At 41.9% G+C, this 21,684-nt stretch carries 19 protein-coding genes and 3 tRNA genes; 21 read left to right on the top strand and 1 reads right to left on the bottom strand.

The window, feature by feature from the left end; genetic code table 11:
* The first annotated feature begins 423 nt into the window (after positions 1–423).
* The 8 genes from rpsF (at position 424) to ACOJQI_RS22685 (ending at position 8,742) form a co-directional block, all read left to right on the top strand.
* A complete protein-coding gene (gene rpsF, locus ACOJQI_RS22720; protein WP_421382422.1) occupies positions 424–711 on the top strand; it encodes a 30S ribosomal protein S6 in 288 nt (95 codons plus the stop codon).
* 77 nt (positions 712–788) lie between these two features.
* Positions 789–1,322, top strand: coding sequence for a single-stranded DNA-binding protein (ssb, locus tag ACOJQI_RS22715; RefSeq protein ID WP_421382420.1), 534 nt, complete (start codon positions 789–791; stop codon positions 1,320–1,322).
* A 43-nt stretch (positions 1,323–1,365) separates the two neighbouring features.
* Positions 1,366–1,599, top strand: coding sequence for a 30S ribosomal protein S18 (gene rpsR, locus ACOJQI_RS22710; protein WP_044022817.1), 234 nt, complete (start codon positions 1,366–1,368; stop codon positions 1,597–1,599).
* Positions 1,600–1,877: 278 nt separating this feature from the next.
* Complete coding sequence (locus ACOJQI_RS22705) at positions 1,878–2,813, top strand: YybS family protein (protein ID WP_421382418.1); 936 nt, start codon at positions 1,878–1,880, stop codon at positions 2,811–2,813.
* 31 nt (positions 2,814–2,844) lie between these two features.
* Positions 2,845–4,818, top strand: coding sequence for a DHH family phosphoesterase (locus tag ACOJQI_RS22700; RefSeq protein WP_421382416.1), 1,974 nt, complete (start codon positions 2,845–2,847; stop codon positions 4,816–4,818).
* Positions 4,815–5,264, top strand: a complete 450-nt coding sequence (rplI, locus tag ACOJQI_RS22695) for a 50S ribosomal protein L9 (protein WP_421382414.1) — start codon at positions 4,815–4,817, stop codon at positions 5,262–5,264. Before ACOJQI_RS22700 ends, rplI begins: the two co-directional genes overlap by 4 nt.
* 128 nt (positions 5,265–5,392) lie before the next feature.
* Positions 5,393–6,757 (top strand): replicative DNA helicase, encoded by a 1,365-nt coding sequence (dnaB, locus tag ACOJQI_RS22690; RefSeq protein ID WP_421382412.1) that lies wholly within the window; start codon positions 5,393–5,395, stop codon positions 6,755–6,757.
* Positions 6,758–7,455: 698 nt separating this feature from the next.
* Positions 7,456–8,742: an adenylosuccinate synthase gene (locus tag ACOJQI_RS22685; protein WP_421382410.1), complete on the top strand. Its 1,287-nt coding sequence runs from the start codon at positions 7,456–7,458 to the stop codon at positions 8,740–8,742.
* 46 nt (positions 8,743–8,788) lie between these two features.
* On the opposite strand, the gene ACOJQI_RS22680 is transcribed toward ACOJQI_RS22685, so the two are convergent.
* The gene (locus tag ACOJQI_RS22680; RefSeq protein ID WP_421382408.1) at positions 8,789–9,823 is read right to left on the bottom strand and encodes an ion channel; all 1,035 of its coding nucleotides are present in this window, start codon (positions 9,821–9,823) and stop codon (positions 8,789–8,791) included.
* A gap of 220 nt (positions 9,824–10,043) precedes the next feature.
* On the opposite strand from ACOJQI_RS22680, the gene ACOJQI_RS22675 reads away from it, so the two are divergent.
* The 13 genes from ACOJQI_RS22675 to ACOJQI_RS22615 all read left to right on the top strand — a co-directional run bounded on the left by ACOJQI_RS22675 (position 10,044) and on the right by ACOJQI_RS22615 (position 21,648).
* Positions 10,044–10,118, top strand: a tRNA-Glu gene (locus ACOJQI_RS22675).
* Between the two features lie 197 nt (positions 10,119–10,315).
* Positions 10,316–10,392 (top strand) — tRNA-Asp (locus ACOJQI_RS22670).
* A gap of 183 nt (positions 10,393–10,575) precedes the next feature.
* Positions 10,576–10,648, top strand: a tRNA-Phe gene (locus tag ACOJQI_RS22665).
* Between the two features lie 318 nt (positions 10,649–10,966).
* On the top strand, positions 10,967–12,415 hold the full coding sequence (locus ACOJQI_RS22660) for a peptidoglycan DD-metalloendopeptidase family protein (protein ID WP_421382406.1): 1,449 nt from the start codon (positions 10,967–10,969) through the stop codon (positions 12,413–12,415).
* 268 nt (positions 12,416–12,683) lie between these two features.
* A complete protein-coding gene (yycF, locus tag ACOJQI_RS22655; protein WP_421382404.1) occupies positions 12,684–13,394 on the top strand; it encodes a response regulator YycF in 711 nt (236 codons plus the stop codon).
* A gap of 4 nt (positions 13,395–13,398) precedes the next feature.
* On the top strand, positions 13,399–15,225 hold the full coding sequence (gene walK / locus ACOJQI_RS22650; protein WP_421382402.1) for a cell wall metabolism sensor histidine kinase WalK: 1,827 nt from the start codon (positions 13,399–13,401) through the stop codon (positions 15,223–15,225).
* A complete protein-coding gene (locus tag ACOJQI_RS22645; RefSeq protein ID WP_421382400.1) occupies positions 15,222–16,544 on the top strand; it encodes a YycH family regulatory protein in 1,323 nt (440 codons plus the stop codon). The genes walK and ACOJQI_RS22645 overlap by 4 nt, the downstream gene beginning before the upstream one ends.
* Complete coding sequence (locus ACOJQI_RS22640; RefSeq protein WP_421382398.1) at positions 16,531–17,340, top strand: two-component system regulatory protein YycI; 810 nt, start codon at positions 16,531–16,533, stop codon at positions 17,338–17,340. Before ACOJQI_RS22645 ends, ACOJQI_RS22640 begins: the two co-directional genes overlap by 14 nt.
* A gap of 5 nt (positions 17,341–17,345) precedes the next feature.
* Positions 17,346–18,140 carry an MBL fold metallo-hydrolase gene (locus tag ACOJQI_RS22635; protein WP_421382396.1) on the top strand — a complete coding sequence of 265 codons (795 nt, stop codon included), beginning with the start codon at positions 17,346–17,348 and terminating at the stop codon, positions 18,138–18,140.
* Positions 18,141–18,360: 220 nt separating this feature from the next.
* A complete protein-coding gene (locus ACOJQI_RS22630; RefSeq protein WP_421382394.1) occupies positions 18,361–19,581 on the top strand; it encodes a S1C family serine protease in 1,221 nt (406 codons plus the stop codon).
* 108 nt (positions 19,582–19,689) lie between these two features.
* Positions 19,690–19,848 (top strand): CxxH/CxxC protein, encoded by a 159-nt coding sequence (locus ACOJQI_RS22625; RefSeq protein WP_421382392.1) that lies wholly within the window; start codon positions 19,690–19,692, stop codon positions 19,846–19,848.
* A 94-nt stretch (positions 19,849–19,942) separates the two neighbouring features.
* Positions 19,943–20,422 (top strand): 23S rRNA (pseudouridine(1915)-N(3))-methyltransferase RlmH, encoded by a 480-nt coding sequence (rlmH, locus tag ACOJQI_RS22620; RefSeq protein WP_421382390.1) that lies wholly within the window; start codon positions 19,943–19,945, stop codon positions 20,420–20,422.
* 170 nt (positions 20,423–20,592) lie between these two features.
* A complete protein-coding gene (locus ACOJQI_RS22615; RefSeq protein ID WP_421382388.1) occupies positions 20,593–21,648 on the top strand; it encodes a GGDEF domain-containing protein in 1,056 nt (351 codons plus the stop codon).
* The last annotated feature ends 36 nt before the right edge of the window (positions 21,649–21,684 follow it).

Genomic DNA, 21,684 nt, shown 5'->3' with positions numbered 1-21,684 from the left:
TGATTGGAGCGGAAGGATGCTCGATCTCCTGCGGGAATAGCGGGACAGGTGAGACCCCGCAGGCGCAGCCGAGGAGGCGAATCCAGCTCCAGCGGCCAGTGCCTAGCGGATTTCAGACTCTCTCCTTGCGATAAGTCATCATCGTATCGCTTTGCTCTTCGTGATTCCTTTATCTCATGCGAGAGTCCTCCAATCCGTACGCACTGAACGGCCGCTTCCGCTTTTTAGTTCACCGCCCGCCCCGCGGAGTCGGGCATACTGCAGCGGAAATCAATCTACATCTCAAGTAGAATTAAGGTTTTTGGAAGCTCTATTGCATTAGCCTGTCCACTATGATATAATTCTAACTTGTGAGTAATAATATATTGCTCCTTGCTCTTCTGCCGAGAAGGGCCGCATAGACCATAGGGAGGTGACTAGAAGATGAGAAAGTACGAAGTTATGTACATCATCCGTCCAAACGTTGATGATGAAACTAAAAAATCAGTAGTTGAGCGTTTCGATAACGTTTTAACTTCTAACGGTGCTGAAATCGTCGAGTCTAAAGAGTGGGGTAAACGTCGTTTAGCTTATGAAATCAACGACTTCCGTGATGGATATTACCAATTGGTGAAAATCCAATCAAACACTGAAGCGGTTTCTGAGTTTGACCGTTTAGCTAAAATCTCTGACGATATCATCCGTCATATCGTAATCAAAGAAGAAGAATAATCCAGCCGTTTGTTGAAAACGAAAACTTCTGACTTGTTTCACGTGAAACAAAAGTTGGAAGGAAGGGGTTGATTCTGATGATGAACCGAGTTGTACTCGTGGGTCGTTTAACAAAGGATCCAGAACTGAAATACACTCCTAACGGGGTGCCCGTGGCAACATTCACACTTGCAGTGAATCGTTCTTTTACGAATCAGCAGGGTGAACGTGAAGCGGACTTTATTAATTGCGTTGTCTGGCGTCGTCCAGCCGAAAACGTGGCTAACTTTTTGAAAAAAGGAAGTCTCGCAGGAGTTGACGGTCGCATTCAAACTCGAAACTTCGAGGGACAGGATGGCAAACGTGTCTTCATGACTGAAGTCGTTGCCGAATCAGTTCAATTCCTTGAGCCTAAGAACTCCAGCCAAGGCGGCGGTTCCGGATACCAAGGTGAACGTGGCGGCAGTAATTATGGCGGCGGTCAGAGACAACAACAAGACTATTCATATGGTCAAGATCAGAATCAGCGCAATAATAACAACAACAACCAGAACTATACGCGTGTGGATAATGACCCATTCGCAAATGACGGTCAGCCGATCGACATTTCGGATGATGATCTTCCATTCTAAATTTCTTATAAATACAAAATAAATATGCAAGGAGGCGTTATCTATGGCAATGCGAAGAGGCGGACGCAGACGTCGTAAAGTGTGTTACTTCACTTCAAACGGAATTACACACATCGACTATAAAGATGTAGATCTTCTAAAAAAATTCATCTCTGAGCGCGGAAAGATCCTTCCACGTCGTGTGACAGGAACTAGCGCTAAATATCAACGCAGACTTACTCGTGCTATCAAACGCGCGCGTACAATGGCTCTACTACCTTACGTTGTAGGTGAATAATAAAAGGAAAGAACAGCAGGGAATCCTCTGCTGTTCTTTTTTATCTAGAGATACTTTTTCTTCAAGGAGAAGTTATTTCCCCAGGGCCTATCTGAGGTGGTTATAAAGTGAGGTTATTAGCTATACTGTTGAAGAGGCCGTGCATCAGCAGTTTTGGGAACAACTCTGCAAGAAGGGCTTGAACATTCATAGATCAATGTGAATGAATTGAAACTGTCTTCTATTAACTGATAAAATTAATAGTGTTTATTTTTTGATAAGAATTGTGGGGTGTCCTTTTGAAAAACGCCCGTATCCTTACGGAAGGAGCATTATTGCTCGCAATATATACTATTCTCCTGTTATTGTCCGTTTATGTTCCGTTCATCAGTTTGTTTGCAACTCTCTTTCTGGTGCTCCCTTTTATCATTTACAGCGAAAAGCACGGGCTGAAGCCGGGGCTGACAATGCTGGCGGCTGCAACGGTCATTTCATTATTGACAGGGGCTTTCTTTGTCACCATCCCATTAACCCTTTCATTCGGGATAACAGGGATTTTAATAGGGTGGATGCTCAAGAATGATAAATCCAAGATGTCGATTTACTTGGCATCAAGCTTTGTGTTTTTAATCAGTATGGTCATTCAATATGTTGTCTCTATCCTGCTGTTGAATATGAATTTAATAGAAGATGTGTTAAAGCAGTTCAGAAGCCTGATGACGGAAGCTGTGGAGACTGCGGAGCGATTGGGCCAACCCATTCCACAAGAGAACATTGATGAAATACATACTGTCATGGAACTGACTGAGGTATTGATACCGACAGTCTTCCTGACCACGGCCTTTGTGATAATGTTCGTCATCATCAGCGTCAACTTTCCTTTGCTGAAAAAACTGGGCATTCAATCAGCCAAGTTTCCTCCTTTCAGAAATTGGAAGCTTCCACAAAGCATAGTATGGTATTATTTAATTACATTAATTTTAATGATTGTCTTAAAACCTGAGATTGGTACATATCTTCACTTGGCATTATATAACCTTTTTTATGTACTTCAGCTGTTGTTGGTTGTTCAAGGCTTCTCATTTATTTATTTCTTCGCGCATTTGAAAAAATGGCCGAAGGGATTGTTGATTTTAATCACAGTATTATCATTTCCGCTTGTTAATTTGGTGAGGATTTTAGGTATAATTGACTTAGGATTTGATCTTAGACAGCGCCTTCAACGTAAGTCATAAGGTTAGTATTCTTATTTGAGGAGCTGAAAACATGCCATCTAATTATAAAAAACGATTGGTCAGATATCCGCTGTACGGACTTGCAGCTGTTTCTGTCTTGGTGCTGGGTGCCACAGCCCTGTACAATTGGTGGATCGCTGTTACCGGGTTCATCCTGCTGGCCAGCGTATTTTATATCGCATTCTATTATGAAAAGAAAACCTATCAATCAACTGAGGAATACATCTCCACTCTCTCCTATCGCTTGAAAAGGGTCGGAGAAGAAGCGTTAATGGAGATGCCGATCGGGATTATGCTCATTAATGATGATTATTATATCGAGTGGACCAATCCGTTCATGGCATCTTGTTTCAATGAAGATACCCTGGTAGGACGGTCACTATATGATGTCGCTGATTCGGTTGTTCCATTGATTAAGCAGGAAGTGGATACTGAAGTCGTTACACTGAATGACCGCAAATTCCGGGTCATCTTAAAGCTTGAGGAAAGGCTCCTCTATTTCTTTGATGTAACCGAACAGACTGAAATCGAGAAACAATATGAAGAAGAACGAACAGCCATCGCCATTATTTTTCTGGATAACTATGACGAACTTACTCAGGGAATGGATGACCAGACACGGAGCAGTTTGAACAGCATGGTAACCTCCATCCTAAATAAGTGGGCAAAAGAATCCGGTGTCCTGTTAAAGAGAATTTCCTCAGAGAGGTTTATTGCGGTTTTTAATGAAAAAATCCTGCAGCAGCTGGAAAAAGAGAAATTCTCCATCTTGGATGATGTCAGAGATACTACGTCCAAACAGAATGTTCCGCTTACCCTCAGCTTAGGTGTCGGGACAGGAGTCTCCACCCTTCCTGAACTTGGAACCCTTGCCCAATCAAGCTTAGACCTTGCTCTGGGACGAGGCGGGGATCAGGTGGCCATCAAACAGCCGAACGGAAAAGTGAAATTCTACGGCGGGAAAACCAACCCAATGGAAAAACGGACAAGGGTCCGGGCCAGGGTCATTTCCCATGCCTTGAAGGAACTGATGGTGGAGAGTGATAAAGTCATCGTGATGGGCCATAAGCATCCTGATATGGATGCCATTGGTGCGGCAATCGGGGTCCGAAAAGTGGCACAGATGAACCAAAAAGAGGGCTATGTCGTTGTTAATTTCAATGAAATTGACAATGGTGTCAAAAGATTGATGGGTGAAATTAAATCCAATCCTGATTTGCATTCGAGGTTCATCACGCCTGAAGCAGCATTGGATTTGATGACAGATGACACATTGCTTGTCGTCGTGGATACCCATAAACCTTCTCTTGTCATAGAAGAAAGGCTTCTGCAAAGGGCTGAAAGAGTGGTCATCATCGACCATCACCGCCGCGGGGAGGATTTCATTAAAAATCCATTGCTCGTCTATATGGAGCCATATGCTTCTTCTACAGCCGAACTTGTGACGGAATTACTGGAGTATCAGCCAAAGCATGAGAAAATATCAATGATGGAAGCCACGGCATTACTGGCGGGAATCATTGTCGATACGAAGAGCTTTACCTTAAGGACAGGCTCAAGAACTTTTGATGCGGCCTCTTATCTAAGAGGGCAGGGTGCGGATACAGTACTTGTCCAGAAGTTCTTAAAGGAAGATGTGGAAACCTATATCAAACGGTCAAGACTCATTGAAACCGTCGACTTTTATTACGATGGGGTGGCAATCGCCAAAGGTGAGGATAATGTCATCTATGATCCTGTACTGATTGCGCAGGCAGCCGATACTCTCCTTACTATGGATGGAGTAGTAGCCTCCTTTGTCATCTCGAAAAGAAAAGATGACCTTGTCGGCATCAGTGCCAGGTCTCTTGGGGAAGTAAATGTACAGATCATCATGGAAAACCTCCAAGGAGGAGGCCATTTAACGAATGCGGCTACACAGCTGCCGGGCATTTCCGTAGGGGAAGCCGAAGACAGCCTTAAAGTTGTATTGGATGAATACTTTGAAGGGGGAAAAGAATCATGAAAGTAATTTTTCTTAAAGACGTAAAAGGAAAAGGAAAAAAAGGTGAAGTGAAGAACGTAGCAGATGGCTATGCACATAACTTCCTTATCAAACAAGGCCTTGCTGTAGAAGCAACAAACTCCAATGTAAGCCAGTTGGAAGGCCAGAAAAATAAAGAAAAGAAGCAGGCTGCAGAGGAATTGGCTGATGCAAAAACATTAAAAGAAACGTTAGAAAACCTTACTGTTGAGATGAAAGCTAAATCAGGTGAAGGCGGCCGGCTGTTCGGCTCTATCACAAGCAAGCAGATTGCGGATGAGTTGAAGAAAAAGCATAAAATCAAAGTGGACAAGAGAAAAATTGAGATGAATGATGCTATCCGTTCATTGGGATACACAAATGTACCTGTTAAGCTTCATCAAGATGTAACGGCAACTTTAAAAGTACATGTTATCGAAGAAAACTAATATTGGAAATCGATTTTACCGAAAAACGTGTTAAAATAGAATAGACTTATATAAATGTGATCAGGTGGTTGTACCGGTCACATTTTTTCTATTGAAAAAGAATCCTTCTCTCTGGAGGTTTACACTATATGAATGAGATATTATCCAATCAAGTTCCACCGCAAAATATAGAAGCCGAGCAGGCCGTCCTTGGTGCCATATTCTTGGAGCCGAGTGCTATGACACAAGCTTCGGAATCGCTCATTCCCGAGGATTTCTATCGCAGCTCCCACCAGAAAATATTTAATGTGATGCTGAAGCTTGGGGACTCAGGCAAGGCCGTTGACCTGATCACGGTTACCGAAGAACTTTCTGCGATGAAAGAGTTAGAGGATGTTGGCGGAGTTTCCTATTTAAGTGAATTGGCCGGTTCTGTTCCGACAGCCGCCAACATTGAATACTATGCCAGGATCGTTGAAGAGAAATCCCTGCTTAGAAGGCTGATCCGCACAGCGACCACCATCGCGCAGGATGGTTATTCCCGTGAAGATGAAGTCGATGCCCTGTTAAATGAAGCCGAGAAGAATATCATGGAAGTCGCACAGCGAAAAAATGCCGGTGCTTTCCACGATATCAAGGATGTACTGGTCCGTGCTTATGACAATATTGAACTTCTTCATAACCGTACAGAAGATGTTACAGGGATCCCCACAGGGTTTGCCGACCTGGATGAAATGACAGCCGGATTCCAGCGAAATGACCTGATCATTGTCGCAGCCCGTCCTTCTGTTGGTAAGACGGCATTTGCCCTCAACATCGCCCAGAACGTCGCCACGAAAACCGATGAAAATGTGGCCATCTTCAGTCTGGAGATGGGTGCCGAGCAGCTCGTAATGCGTATGCTTTGCGCAGAAGGCAATATTAATGCCCAGAACCTCCGTACAGGTTCCCTGACCGATGAAGATTGGCGCAAGCTGACAATGGCCATGGGAAGCCTTTCAAATGCCGGTATCTATATTGATGACACACCTGGTATCAAAATCGGGGAGATCCGTTCCAAATGCCGCCGCCTTAAGCAGGAGAACGGCCTTGGAATGATCCTGATCGACTACTTGCAGCTCATCCAGGGGAACGGCCGCTCAGGCGAAAACCGTCAGCAGGAAGTATCGGAAATTTCCCGTTCCCTAAAAGGGTTGGCCCGTGAATTGGAAGTACCTGTCATTGCCCTTTCCCAGCTTTCACGTGGAGTTGAGCAAAGACAAGATAAACGCCCGATGATGTCCGATATCCGTGAATCGGGAAGTATCGAGCAGGATGCCGATATCGTTGCCTTCTTATACCGTGATGATTACTATGACAAAGAATCAGAGAATAAGAACATCATAGAAATCATTATCGCCAAGCAGCGTAACGGCCCGGTTGGAACAGTATCTCTCGCATTCGTTAAAGAGTATAATAAGTTCGTCAATCTTGAAAGACGATATGATGATGCAGGTGTTCCGCCTGGTGCATAAAGAGTCGGGGATTTTTCCCCGGCTCTTTTTTGTATTTTCTTCTGTCGTGCTGGTCAACTGGGATTCGGATTAAGAGAGGACAGACTTTTTTGAGTTTATCAGAGGATTATAGGAGACAACTTGATTCATAATAGGTGTTTCTTGGTTATTTAGGGGATTATAGGAGACGATCCAATCTATAATGGTGTGAATCCAGGCTAAACAGGGGGTTATAGAGGGAGATTCAATCTATAATGGTGTGAATCCAGGCTAAACAGGGGATTATAGAAGACGATTCATTCTATAGTGGTGTGAATCCAGGCTAAACAGGGGGTTATAGAAGGCGATTCAATCTATAATGGTGTAATTCCAGGCTAATCACGGGATTATAGAAGACGATCCATTCTGTAATTGTGTGAATCCAGGCTAAACACAGGATTATAGAGGGAGATTCAATCTATATTCCAGTGATATCAGTCAAGGCATCTTAAACCACTCTTCTTTGAAAAAGATTTGCTTAGAAAAATCCAAAAAACAGTCATAGCTTTCCTTTTCTTTTCGCAAACTAACAGTAAGAACTAGAAAAATATTTTTACGAACAAATAAAATATAATACATAAATAATGTTCGTGTTTTCATTGACTTTGCTATCTTTATGCTGATAAAATAGTGATGTTTGATAAGAGAACGATTAATTAACCCTAGCGGAGGTGCTTTTAATGTCTTCAGTAGTAGTAGTTGGAACACAGTGGGGAGACGAAGGTAAAGGAAAGATTACTGACTTCCTCTCAGAGAATGCTGAGGTAATTGCACGATATCAAGGCGGAAATAACGCAGGACATACAATCAAATTCGATGGCGAAACTTATAAATTGCATTTGATTCCATCAGGAATTTTCTACAAAGAAAAAACATCCGTGATCGGAAACGGAATGGTTGTCGATCCAAAAGCTCTTGTAAAAGAACTGAAATATCTTCATGACCGGAACATCACGACGGATAACCTGCGTATCAGCAACCGTGCGCATGTCATCCTGCCTTATCATTTGAAATTGGATGAAGTTGAAGAAGAGCGTAAAGGTGCCAATAAAATCGGTACGACCAAAAAAGGAATCGGGCCGGCTTATATGGACAAAGCTGCACGTAACGGAATCCGGATCGCCGATTTGCTTGATTATGAATCTTTCAAAGAAAAATTGACAAGAAATCTTGAAGAAAAGAACCGCTTATTAGAGCGTTTTTATGAAACAGACGGGTTCACACTCGATGAAATCCTTGATGAATATTATGAATATGGCCAACAAGTCAAACAATATGTGTGCGATACATCTGTCGTATTGAACGATGCGCTTGATGAAGGCCGCCGGGTCCTGTTTGAAGGTGCCCAAGGCGTCATGCTTGATATCGATCAAGGAACATATCCATTCGTAACATCTTCAAACCCTGTAGCGGGCGGCGTGACAATCGGTTCTGGTGTAGGACCGACAAAGATCTCTCACGTTGTGGGTGTATCTAAAGCCTATACAACTCGTGTTGGAGACGGACCATTCCCAACAGAACTTAACAATGAGATTGGAGATCAAATCCGTGAAGTCGGACGGGAATACGGTACAACAACAGGCCGTGCACGCCGTGTAGGCTGGTTTGACAGTGTAGTCGTAAGACATGCCCGCCGTGTGAGCGGAATGACAGACCTTTCCCTTAATTCCATTGATGTTCTAACAGGTATTGAAACACTTAAAATCTGTACGGCCTATAAATATAAGGGCGAAGTCATCAATGAGTTCCCGGCAAACCTGAATATCCTTGCAGAATGTGAACCTGTATATGAAGAGCTTCCAGGCTGGACAGAGGACATTACAGGCTGCAAAACATTAGGCGAACTGCCTGCCAATGCACGCCATTACCTTGAGCGTGTTTCCCAGCTGACAGGCATTCCATTGTCTATTTTCTCAGTGGGACCTGACCGTTCTCAAACGAACGTAGTCAGAAGTGTATGGAGCTGAATTTAAACCAAAAAGCTTGAGGATCGATGTCCTCAAGCTTTTTTATTTATTGAGCTGTTCTCTTATTCAACTTTTGATATACCTCGTCATCGCAAATTATGTATAGGATATCTTCTTTCTGGAGCTTCTTTTCAGCTGCATGGCTGAAATCCATGTCCTCATTGACTGTGATCAAAACAGCTCCTCCATCAAATAGAGCTTGAGAAGCATCTTTATAGGTCTTCCATTCTGATAACGGGGTGAATTCATGTATGTTCTTTCCGAATCTCTTGCTTAAAAGCTGTCTGAATAAACCAGTCGTGCCAGGCTGTAAGGTTGCTTTAGCCATCAAAAGAGAAACAGAATCATTGGATAAGATAAAATCATCCACATCGATATGATTAAACAAAGGGATATTCTTCTCTTCCATCACCTCTACAACTGAGTGGATATTCGCGTTATGTTTTTTGGATAGAGCCTCCACAGCTGAAGCAATCAACAAAGTTTTTCCATCCGCAAGCACTGGCTTTGTGATACTCATATCAGAAAATATCGCAACACGGTCAGATTCCAATACATTTGCTTTCTTAAGCACTTCTTCATCCGATGGGTCCCCGCTAATGAAGTGAACCTGATCATGTGAAAATGGTGATGAGTCCAATTGATCGATCAACACGACTTCTTTATCACTCCTATTAGCCAGAACTTCTTTTATGGCTCTCTCCGTTCTCGTGGACCAACCGATATAAACAAAGTGTCCTTTATTCTTATACACAAGCTTTCCCTCCCTTTTTAACGTGTGGTAGGTTGCCAGCACATCCATGATCTTACTGATCAGCAACCCTAAAATACCAATCCCAAAGATGAAAAGAAAAACACCCAAAATCCGGCCTTCCACCGTCATTGGAGAGTAATCACCATATCCGACAGTCGTCAATGTGGTCATGGTCCACCAAAAACCTTCAAAAAGAGTAGGAAACGTTTCCGGTTCAAGTAAATGAATGGAAAATGTCCCAATCAAGACGATTGCAATAGAAAGCAGTAAGATCACACTGAAATCCATTTTGGAGATCTTCTTCAAAAATCTCAAAAAAATGGTCACTAATCACACCTCCTTCTTTTTTCTACCATATTAACATAATGGGCAAAAAATCCCGTAAAATGGTCTGAATTAATACATCTTGATAATTGAAAACCATCCGATCACTAACCAGTTCCTCAAATACTGTCATAAAAGTAAACTTTTCGACATTATTTTTAAAAAAGTTATTGCCTAAACTATAATTCCTGTGATACTATTATCTTCGTTGCTCCAATAAGCCGGCCCCTTGGTCAAGCGGTTAAGACACCGCCCTTTCACGGCGGTAACACGGGTTCGAATCCCGTAGGGGTCACCAAGTTTTTACGAAACGAAGTGGAGTAAATAAACATCCTTAAAGTCGCGCAGCGAAGCGAAGCATTGAGCTTCTGTTGCACAGCAGACTTTATCAAGTCTTAAAAATTTCTACTCCTTACATTAAGGATAGATATTTTGACAAGTAGTATTCATTCCTTACTTTAAGGTAGGATATTTTGCTTGTCAGCAAAAATCCATGGTCCGGTAGTTCAGTTGGTTAGAATGCCTGCCTGTCACGCAGGAGGTCGCGGGTTCGAGTCCCGTCCGGACCGCCATCTACATATTATAAGGTTCACAAATGTTTTAAGTGGATACTAATCCAAACTAAGAGGGTTTCGATGAACGAGAAGGTCAAGGAAGTGACTGAGCGAATACCGGAGCGCACTGGAGGTGCGTGAGGATATGAGCGATGGAACTGACGCAGAGATTTGAAGTTCAGCGGAAGCCGAAACTCATATGGCTCAGTAGCTCAGTTGGTAGAGCAATGGACTGAAAATCCATGTGTCGGCGGTTCGATTCCGTCCTGAGCCATCACCTAAAAAGCATTGCGATGACATGACTCTCGCGATGCTTTTTTCTTTTTCCTTGTTCTTCCCAATTAGGACAAACTCCCTCATTCTTTTGACCTCCTTTCAACCATCCATAGAATCTACAGGATACCCCATTCAATAGGCAGAATTTGTAACTTATTATACAATTATGTTACATTATGAAAACGTTTCTCTCTAATTGACAGATTTATGGTAGATTAGTAAAGTACTATTTTGAAATATACATATATTTTAGGTAAAAGAGACTAGATATTCATCGTTTTTCAGTTTCTTTGTCTTTAGCTGGGAGGAAAGACCAATGGCTTTGGTAAATGCCAATCAAACATCTAAAGAAGAACGTTCAAATAAACTAATACATAAATCAGCAAAACTTTTCAAGAGAGCAGCAATGACTGCACTAGCACTATCGGCGATTACATTCGGATCAGCTTACGCAAACGATGATTCCGAATTAAAGACGGTCTATCATGTTTATATGGGGAAAGAATATTATGGTTCTGTAACAGATAAAGCTGCTGTTGAAAAGGCAATTGAAAGCAAGCTTGATGCTGAAGAAGAGAAATACGAATCCATCGAACTTGAGCTTGCTCAAAACGTATCTTTCATTCCTGAACAAGTCTTCAGGACAACTGCAGCGAATGAAGCGGTTATTGAACAATTGACCGAGTCTGTGGAAGCCAAAGCAAAGGCTGTTTCCATCTCAGTTGGCGGTAAGCCGTCAGTACTCGTCAAGAGTCAGCAGGAAGCTGAACTGACATTGAAAAAGTTGAAGCTGAAGTTTGTTTCAGAGGAAGAATTGAAAGAGTTGGAAGAAGGAACTCCTGATTCCAATGAAGATTCCAAGCTGCTTTCAGTTAAACTCTCTGAAGAAGCTAAGTTTGAAGAAACAAAAGCGGCACCGGACGAAATCCTGTCTGCAGATGAAGCAGTGGACTTCCTGTTAAAGGGCACTCTTGAAGAGAAGAAGTATAAAGTTCAAGAAGGTGATGTATTAGGAAGCATCGCCCAAAAACATAACCTTACATCAGGGAAGTTACTCGAGCTGAATCCTGGAATGAAAGAGGACAGCCTCCTTCAAATCGATCAGGAAATCAACGTAACAGTTTATAAGCCTCTTGTCCATGTAACAGTTGAAAGAGAGCAATCTGCTGTTGAGGCCATTGCCTATGAAAAAGAAGTGATTGAAGACTCTTCCATGAATAAAGGTGATATCAAGGTCAAGCAGGAAGGACAGGATGGAGAAAAGGCCATCACTTACCGTACGAAAGAAGAAAATGGTGTTCAGGTTAACCGTACTGTTACAGAAGAAAACGTAACAAAGGAGCCTGTCAAATATATTGTGATCAAAGGAACAAAAGTGACTCCTTCAAGGGGTTCAGGCAGCTTTGTATGGCCGACAAATGGTGGATATGTATCTTCCAAAGTAGGACAGCGCTGGGGCCATATGCATAAGGGAATCGATATTGCCCGTCCGAACAACCTGACAATCAAAGCCATTGACAACGGGACAGTTGTTTCCGCTGGCTGGGACTCAGGCGGTTACGGGAATAAGGTTGTCATTGACCATAACAACGGCTACCGCTCTGTATACGCCCACTTGAGCAGCATTAGTGTTTCAGCAGGACAAACGGTGTCTGCCGGATCATCCATCGGTGTTATGGGGCAGACTGGGCAATCGACTGGCGTACATCTTCATTTGGAAGTATATAAAAATGGTTCATTGGTCAATCCTTTAAGCCTCTATTAACCTCAAGAATCAATTTCAAATTAATTTCATGCCTCTGGCCCAAACGGCTCAGAGGCGTTTTCTTTATATTCCCCGGGAGATAAAGTCTATAAACCCCTTGTTAGGGAAAGATTACAATATAGAGACAAAACCATTCTAATTCCAGATAAAAGATGAATTAAACCTTAGAAAATGATAAATTAGAAACAACCCGGAAAGTTGATAATGCAGCTTCTTTACACAATAATCATTGAAATAAAAGTTCATTCGATAAAGGAGAATAGGGACTATGGATAAAAAGATACTTGTAGTTGATGATGAAAAACCGATTGCGGATATATTACAGTTCAATTTAAAGAAAGAAGGTTATGAGGTTCACTGTGCATATGATGGCGATGAAGCTGTGAAAATGGCTGAAGAAGTGAAGCCTGATCTAGTGTTACTGGATATCATGCTTCCGAATCGCGATGGAATGGAAGTGTGCCGTGAAATCAGAAAGAAATATGAAATGCCGATCATCATGCTGACTGCTAAAGATTCAGAAATTGATAAAGTACTTGGCCTGGAATTGGGTGCTGATGATTACGTAACGAAACCATTCAGCACAAGGGAACTGATTGCCCGTGTGAAAGCGAATCTTCGCAGACACCAGCACGGGGCTGCCCAGCAGGTGGATGAAGAAGGCACGAATGAGATTGCTGTAGGTTCATTGGTCATTCATCCAGATGCGTACATCGTCTCCAAAAGGGGAGAGACAATCGAACTTACTCATCGTGAATTCGAATTGCTTCATTATCTTGCCAAGCATATCGGACAAGTTATGACGCGTGAGCACTTATTGCAAACCGTTTGGGGATATGACTATTACGGAGATGTACGTACAGTGGATGTTACGGTAAGGCGTCTTCGTGAAAAGATAGAAGATAATCCGAGCCATCCAAATTGGATTGTAACCAGAAGAGGAGTCGGCTACTATCTCCGCAACCCAGAACAGGAGTAATTAGATGAAGAAAGTAGGCATCACCCGTTCAATACACTTAAAGTTTGTCTTGATTTATGTCCTGCTTATCCTTCTGGCTATGCAAATCATAGGAGTGTACTTTGTACGCGAGCTGGAGGATAAGCTCATTACGAATTTTACAAGTAATATTAAAGAGAATGTAAGCTTTTTAAAATATAATCTGAAGGAAGAAATGCTTAAAGAAAGAACAGACAAAGATATGGAACTTGAAACAGATATAGATCGGATCCTTAGAGATTTTAGAGGGTCTGATGTATCCGAGGTCAGGGTCATCGACAGCAAGTTCCGTATTCTCGGTTCATCGAGAGAAGATAACCTGGACACAGTAGGCCAGCGTGATACACATACGATGGTGAAAAGGGTACTGGCTACAGGTACACCAATTGATGAGTTATTTCTTGATGACGAGACAGGTAATCGAATTTGGGTGTATACCTCTCCAATCAATAACGGAAAGGAAGAGATTGGGGCCATTTACCTTATAGCAAAGATAGAAAATGTTTATCAGCAGCTTGAGGAAATAAATGAAATCTTTGCTACTGGAACAGCAATTGCCCTGGTTATCACCGCTATTCTCGGCGTCCTTTTAGGCCAAACAGTCACAAGGCCGATTTCGGATATGAGAAAGCAGGCCCTTGCGATGGCAAAAGGAAATTTCTCCAGGAAAGTTAAGGTTTATGGATATGATGAAATCGGCCAGCTTGCCATCACCTTTAACAATCTAACCAAAAGGCTTCAGGAAGCACAGGCTACTACAGAAGGCGAAAGAAGAAAGTTATCATCTGTCCTCTCTTATATGACTGATGGTGTTATTGCCACGGACCGTAAAGGCAGAGTCATCTTGATTAATGACCCTGCTGCTAAAATGCTGAATGTTTCACGTGAAACAGTCCTGTCTCAGCCGCTTGTTTCACTTTTAGGTTTAGATGAGGATTATACTTTTGAAGATTTATCAAATGAGCAGGATTCAATTATTCTGGACTACAGCACGAAAGAACAGCCCTATATTTTAAGGGCGAATTTCTCCGTCATTCAAAAAGAAACTGGTTTTGTAAATGGAATTATAACGGTACTTCATGATATTACCGAGCAGGAAAAGATTGATATGGAACGAAGAGATTTCGTGTCCAATGTTTCGCATGAATTAAGGACGCCACTAACGACGATGAGAAGCTATTTGGAAGCTTTAGCGGAAGGGGCGTGGCAGGATGAAGAGATTGCTCCGCGCTTTTTGGATGTTACCCAGAATGAAACGGAGCGCATGATCCGGCTTGTAAATGATTTGCTTCAGCTTTCTAAAATGGACAGCAAGGATTATCGTTTCAATAAAGAATGGATTGAATTTACCGCCTTCTTCCACCAGATCATCGACCGCTTTGAAATGTCGAAGAATCAAAATGTAACTTTCAAACGGCAGCTGCCTGAAAAAGCGCTTTTTGTAGAGATTGATAAAGATAAATTGACTCAGGTTCTTGATAATATCATTTCCAATGCGTTGAAGTATTCGCCTGAGGGCGGCTTGATCACTTTCAATGTAACCGAAGAAAAAGAAGGTATGATTGTCGTCAGTGTATCTGATCAAGGTCTTGGTATTCCACAGGATAATTTGACCAAGATTTTTGAACGTTTCTATCGAGTGGATAAAGCCCGTTCGAGACAAATGGGAGGTACCGGTTTGGGACTTGCCATTGCTAAAGAGATGATACTGGCCCATGGAGGTACAATATGGGCTGATAGTAAGGAAGGAAAAGGAACGACCATTTCATTTTCACTTCCTTATGACAGTACCTTAGAGGATGAATGGCTATGAAATACGAACAAATTAAATCAATAACCCTGACAGTGCTTGTCGTTTCCAGTATTTTTTTAACTTGGAACCTATGGACTTACCAGCCGAGCTTGGAGCCGATTGAAGAGAACAATCTAACCGAGGATATTGTCATCAAGGCTAAAAAGGAAATAGAGGAAGTCTTTCTTCCATATAAACTGCTCTATCATAGAAATGAAAAAACATACGGTACACAGAGAACCTATGAGATTGAAAAAATGATCAATCAAATGTCTGCCTGGAATATTTACGGAGTCACAGATATTACGAGAATGCTGACGGATGATGAATTTAAGCAGCTGGTCCATGGAAGAGACAGGGTTGAACTCATTTTTCCAGATTTCGTTACCTTTGATGTTTATAAGAATGTATTGAAATTCAAGGATACTGACCTGCCGGCAGAGCCTTTTGATCGTATTATCGTGAAGACTACTACGGAGTCGGCCGACTTTGGAGCTGTATATTTTGTTTCCTATTCAGATCAACGCGTTTTTGAAAGCCGGATTGATAACTCGGCGCTGCAGACGTTTAAAGACAATTTTGTCAATAAATCATTACAGCATCCCGAGTATTTTGCTTATGACCCGACAGAGGGCCGCAGAATATACCTTCCGGAAAACTCTTTGGATATGAACAGCTATTCGTATGTCACCTCTCCTGATTCAGTGGAAAAATTCGTTGACGCCTTATTTAGTGAACCCAATTTGGTCAGCCATGAGTTGACGAATATTGGAGATGAATACAATGATGATTCCAGTTTAATGAGGGTAAATACAAATAATAAGACTTTTTCTTTTGTCAATATCGAAGAAGAGGCTGAAGGAGAAGCGAGTATTACTAATTTAATTACCCAGACAAGCAGCTTCATCAATGATCACGGCGGATGGCCGAGTGATATCTCCTCCTTCCGCTATTTCAGCGTGAATAAGCCGCAGCGGCTTGTCCAATACCGGATGTTCATTCATGACCTTCCTGTATTTAATGAAAGCGGGATGTCTGAGTACTCAGTGGTCCTTGGAAAAGTGAATGTATTCAAATACTCAAGGCCTTATATTAGCTTGGAGGCCATGACTCAAGACACCAAGAGCGTCACGCTCCCATCAGGCAGAGATGTACTTGAACTTCTTTTACAGGATAATATCAATACAGAGCAGATTGAAGATATCATCCCTGGTTTCAAGCTTGCAAATACTGTACAAGGACTCGCTGAACTTGAGCCTGCCTGGTACTATAAGTATGCAGGGGCCTGGATCAGATTCCAGCCAGAAGATGAGGGGAGGGTTCCTCTTGGATTGGAGTAAGACCAAAACCATCTTTATCATTGTCTTTCTGATTTTGGATATTTTCCTTTTAACCCTCTTCATTAACAAGTATAATGAAAATCAGTACGATTTCCTTGGTGAGGCCAAGCTTGAAGACAAGCTGAAAATAGATAATATCAGTTATGAACAGCCTCTTTCTAAGGATCCCGAAAAACAGCCTTACTTGAATGCCATCACCAAAGCATTCACGGAGGAGGAAATCAAAGAGCTGAAGGATCAATCTGTTGAGATTATCGGTTCTACAACCATTTCCTCCAAGCTTGAAGACGGCAAATACGTATTAAGTGAAAAGTTCAACTCTGAAGAACTTAATGACTTTATAGACAAAAATGTCCTGCATGGTGATTCATATACTTTCTGGGAAATTGATGAAGAGCAGCAAAGGATCTTGTATTACCAGACTTATGAGGGAAAAACCTTATATAAAAATATCAACGGGGAATTGGCTATTTACTACAATGAGGATCGGCAAATTGTCTCCTACACACAGACGTTAATGACCGACTTTGAAGAAATCCCCGATAAGAAATCGGTGATTACGCCTTTACAAGCATTAGAGACTCTTTATGATAAAGAAAAGTTACCTTCAGAAAGTACAATAGGTACCCCTGAAATCGGGTATTACACGCTTGTACCGGAAGCCGAGAGACAAGTGTTAGCACCTGCGTGGCATTTTACTGTGTCAAAAGATGAAGATAAACACCACCTTTTCGTTAATGCATTTGAAGGAAATATTATAGAGTTTAACAACACAGAAAAAGAATTACTGGAGTGAGAGAAATGTCTATGCATTTTAGTGTACTTGCCAGCGGAAGTACGGGGAATGCCATTTATGTGGAAACAGACCAGAACTCATTCCTAGTGGATGCTGGCCTGAGCGGAAAGCAAATGGAAGCGTTGTTTCAAAAAATTGATCGGAATATAAAAGATTTAACGGGACTCCTTGTGACACATGAGCACAGTGATCATATAAAAGGGATCGGCATACTGGCCAGAAAATATGGTCTGCCAGTCTATGCAAATGAAAAAACGTGGAAAGCGATGGATCCTTTAATCGGAAATGTCCCATTGGACCAAAAGTTTGAATTCGGCATGGAAAAAGTCCAATCCTTTGGATCCCTGGACATTGAATCATTCGGTGTGTCCCATGATGCAGCTGAACCGATGTTCTATACTTTCCATCATGAAGGAAGAAAATTAGTTCTGGTAACCGATACAGGCTATGTCAGTGACCGTATGAAAGGGATTATTTCCAACGCCAATACGTATGTGTTCGAAAGCAACCATGATGTGGACATGCTTAGGATGTGCCGATACCCTTGGAGCATCAAGCGCCGTATCCTGAGCGATGTAGGACATGTTTCCAACGAGGATGCAGCCATTGCCATGAGCGAGGTATTCGGTGACCAGACAAAGAGCATTTATCTCGCTCACCTGAGTAAAGATAATAACATGAAAGACTTGGCCCGGATGAGCGTTTCTCAGACTTTGGAATCCAAAGGGATCAAAGTCGGGGACCAATTCGACCTGCTTGATACAGACCCAAAAATCCCAACAGACCTCGTGGCAGTATGATATGTTTAAGCCATTGGTCCAGTAGGGAAATAAAGGATGAAAGCATAAATATGCTTTCATCTTTTTTTATGTTTTTTTATTAATGAACTGTTACCGCAGCCTCCAAGTGGATAAAACAGAAAAAATCTTATAAAATGAAAGCGAATTTCCATTTTGGCTGACTATATTTTTGACTATGTAGGAAAATATAAAAGAGGTATAGGAAAGGGTGTATCAGTAGATGGGTTATTATGATCAGGATTATGAAAATACAAGATCCAAACAAAAAGGAAACCGCGGAGGGTACTTCCTTGCAAGTCTCGTTGGTATTATCTTAGGGGCCATCCTGGTGATTGTCGCATTGCCAAAACTGGATGACTGGGATGTCCTTCCCTACAATCCCGGCAGCAATCTTGCAGAAACCGATGCAGACTATCACAACGGACAAAATGGTGAAGCCAGAAACCTGTCTGTCGATGTGACAACAGATGTTACGGCTGCTGTTGAAAAAGCAGAAGATGCCGTTGTCGGAATAAGCAATATCCGCTCCCAAAGCTTCTGGGAACAGACCGGACAAGAAGCTGGATCAGGATCAGGGGTCATCTATAAAAAGGCTGGCGGAAAAGCATACATAGTCACGAACTATCATGTTATTGAAGGAGCTGACCAGCTTGAAGTGACTTTATCGGATGGGACGAAGCTTCCGGCAGAGTTACGAGGCGGCGATGTATGGACAGACCTTGCCGTTCTGGAGGTAGATGGAAGTGAGATTAAAGCAATAGCCGAATTCGGAAATTCCGATGAGCTGAAGACCGGTGAACCTGTCCTTGCCATCGGAAATCCGCTGGGACTGGCATTTTCAGGTTCTGTTACGCAAGGTATTGTTTCTGGATTGGAACGTACCATTCCCGTAGATATTAACCAGGATGGCATGGAAGACTGGCAGGCTGAAGTCATTCAGACAGATGCAGCCATTAACCCTGGTAACAGCGGAGGGGCCCTCGTCAATATAGCAGGACAGCTGGTGGGAATCAACTCTATGAAAATTGCCCAGGAAGCAGTTGAAGGTATTGGATTGGCCATACCTATCAATGCTGCCCAGCCTATCATTGAGGACTTAGAGGAATTTGGTGAAGTGAAACGTCCTGCGATGGGTGTCACTTTGGAAAACGTGAACGAAATCACGGCTTATCATCAACAGGAAACACTCAATCTTCCTGAGGATGTCAAAGACGGAGTGATGATCCGACAGGTCGTCCCTAACTCGCCAGCTGCTCAAGCGGGACTTCAGGAACTCGATGTCATTGTCGAGCTGGATGGAGAAAAAATTACAGACATCATTGCTCTCAGGAAGCATCTTTATAATCAAAAAGAAGTAGGAGATCAAATGACTGTAACGATTTACAGAAATGGTGAACTCCAAGAAGTAACAATGAAGCTGACGGATGAATCCCGGCTATAATGTGGATAACTAAGAAAGCAGGTCGTGCCCAGCACTTTCCTGCTTTCTTTTTTAATGATATGATGTCTTGTGGATAAATTAATAACAAATATATGTGGAGGAATAAATATGATTTATTGCTGTAAAGAACACGTAGAGCTTGCGATGGACATCATTGTGGATGAATATGAAGTTGCACCAAAATTAGAACAATTAACAGATAATCAGGGGTTATCCACAACCTGTGAATATTGCGAAAATCCAGCAGAATATATTGTGGCGAACTGATATTCGCCTACGACATGTGGATATAGACTGTTGATATGTGGATAACTCCTGTGGATAGTTTGTTCGTAAATTGTTTGTAAAGCGAGTGTGAATTGTGAATATCTCAATTGTGACCGTTGGTAAATTAAAAGAAAAATATTTAAAACAGGGAATCGATGAATATTTAAAACGTTTGAGTGCATATGCAAAAGTCGAAGTCATTGAAGTTTCAGATGAAAAAGCACCGGAAGAACTAAGTGATATTGAAATGAACCAGGTTAAAGCTAAAGAAGGTGAGCGGATACTGGGTAAAATTTCACCGGATGCCCATGTGATTGCCCTTGCCATTGAAGGCAAGATGAGGACTTCTGAAGATTTGGCGGAAAACTTGGATAAACTCGCTACATATGGAAAAAGCAAAGTGGCTTTCGTCATCGGAGGTTCACTTGGCTTGAGTGATGAAGTGATGAAGCGGGCAAATGAAACTCTTTCTTTTTCGAAGATGACCTTTCCTCACCAACTAATGAGGCTTATTCTGGTGGAGCAGATTTACAGGGCTTTCCGTATAAATCGAAATGAACCATATCATAAATAAGCATAAATTTAAGCAGGCAGCCTCTTTCTTCAGAGAGGATGCTTTTTTTGAAAATAAATGTCATTATTTGTCTAATATTAATAATTGCTAACATTACTATTATTCAGTAGATTATGATTGTTTTTGCATTATAATAGTAAAAAGTAGAACTTTTTACAGGATGTGGAGAAATGAGATCTTTATTAGAGGGAGCTTACAAGTCCGACCATGCACTTGAAGTTATTTTTTCTTCTTTACGATGGTTTTTTTTAGTTTTATCGATTGTCGTCTTCTTCGTCCAATATAGTGCAAATCCAATTCCTTTAAAACTAGTGTTATTTATTTCATTAGTTGTTTTTGGAGTTATCTATATGGGCGTTTCTGATTATTATCTATATAAGTCACCTGAAGGTTCCAAGGTGTATTCACTCATGACTAAAGGCGGTCCCTTATTTGATTTCATTGCATTCTCTGCACTGGTCCCGTTGACAGGGGGAACGGAAAGTCCACTGTTTCCACTGGCCTATTTAATCATTCTGCATGTTACTGTTTATTGGAGATTTACTGGAGGAATAATAGCGGCCTTTCTTTTTATTTTGGCATACTCCATTACCTTTTTCATGCAAGTTTCAGAGGTTTCCCTGGATAGTTTAATCATTTATTTCAGTCAATTCTTCTTTTTGTTGCTGGTTGGCGGTTTAGGAGGAATAATTGTTTCCAGGGAGAGAAAGCATCACTCAGAGAAAAACTTATTAGTCGAAGCGGCAAGCCGTGACTATCTTACAAACTTACTAAATCACCGCTCATTTCAGGAGAATTTACGGAATGATCTTGAAAAAGGGGTGGACTTTCACTTGGCACTAACTGATATAGACAAATTTAAATTAATCAATGATCAGTTCGGACATGTGATGGGGGATAAGGTTTTGCGTGAGATAGGTTCCATTATCGCGTCTATCATACCAGGCAGACAAGGGAAAGCATTCCGTTATGGCGGTGAAGAGTTTGCCATCATTCTTTATGATATTGACCAGGAAGCGGTTGATAAACTCCTGGTCAGTATCAAACAAGCTGTTTCCAGCCATATTTTTACCTGTGAGGGGAATGCCTTCTCTGTCACTATGAGTTTCGGCAGCTGTCGTCATAGTGGCGAGAGCCCTGGCCAGTTAGTAAAAAAAGCAGATAAACTGCTCTATGAAGCGAAGGATAAAGGGCGAAATCAAATTGTGTATGCTAGTGTGGGATAGGGTCTAGTCCCTAGTATGCAGATGAACCAAAATAGT

Source organism: Bacillus salacetis, assembly GCF_049177075.1.
Taxonomy (GTDB): domain Bacteria; phylum Bacillota; class Bacilli; order Bacillales; family Bacillaceae_B; genus Rossellomorea; species Rossellomorea salacetis_A.
This window is presented reverse-complemented; position numbering and strand designations above follow the sequence as displayed.

Excerpts from the sequence above, each read along its gene's own strand:
- rpsF (WP_421382422.1), top strand. The coding sequence starts at position 424 with ATGAGAAAGTACGAAGTTATGTACATCATCCGTCCAAACGTTGATGAT.
- ssb (WP_421382420.1), top strand. The coding sequence starts at position 789 with ATGATGAACCGAGTTGTACTCGTGGGTCGTTTAACAAAGGATCCAGAA.
- rpsR (WP_044022817.1), top strand. The coding sequence starts at position 1,366 with ATGGCAATGCGAAGAGGCGGACGCAGACGTCGTAAAGTGTGTTACTTC.
- ACOJQI_RS22700 (WP_421382416.1), top strand. The coding sequence starts at position 2,845 with ATGCCATCTAATTATAAAAAACGATTGGTCAGATATCCGCTGTACGGA.
- rplI (WP_421382414.1), top strand. The coding sequence starts at position 4,815 with ATGAAAGTAATTTTTCTTAAAGACGTAAAAGGAAAAGGAAAAAAAGGT.
- dnaB (WP_421382412.1), top strand. The coding sequence starts at position 5,393 with ATGAATGAGATATTATCCAATCAAGTTCCACCGCAAAATATAGAAGCC.
- ACOJQI_RS22685 (WP_421382410.1), top strand. The coding sequence starts at position 7,456 with ATGTCTTCAGTAGTAGTAGTTGGAACACAGTGGGGAGACGAAGGTAAA.
- ACOJQI_RS22660 (WP_421382406.1), top strand. The coding sequence starts at position 10,967 with ATGGCTTTGGTAAATGCCAATCAAACATCTAAAGAAGAACGTTCAAAT.
- yycF (WP_421382404.1), top strand. The coding sequence starts at position 12,684 with ATGGATAAAAAGATACTTGTAGTTGATGATGAAAAACCGATTGCGGAT.
- walK (WP_421382402.1), top strand. The coding sequence starts at position 13,399 with ATGAAGAAAGTAGGCATCACCCGTTCAATACACTTAAAGTTTGTCTTG.
- ACOJQI_RS22645 (WP_421382400.1), top strand. The coding sequence starts at position 15,222 with ATGAAATACGAACAAATTAAATCAATAACCCTGACAGTGCTTGTCGTT.
- ACOJQI_RS22635 (WP_421382396.1), top strand. The coding sequence starts at position 17,346 with ATGTCTATGCATTTTAGTGTACTTGCCAGCGGAAGTACGGGGAATGCC.
- ACOJQI_RS22630 (WP_421382394.1), top strand. The coding sequence starts at position 18,361 with ATGGGTTATTATGATCAGGATTATGAAAATACAAGATCCAAACAAAAA.
- ACOJQI_RS22625 (WP_421382392.1), top strand. The coding sequence starts at position 19,690 with ATGATTTATTGCTGTAAAGAACACGTAGAGCTTGCGATGGACATCATT.
- ACOJQI_RS22615 (WP_421382388.1), top strand. The coding sequence starts at position 20,593 with ATGAGATCTTTATTAGAGGGAGCTTACAAGTCCGACCATGCACTTGAA.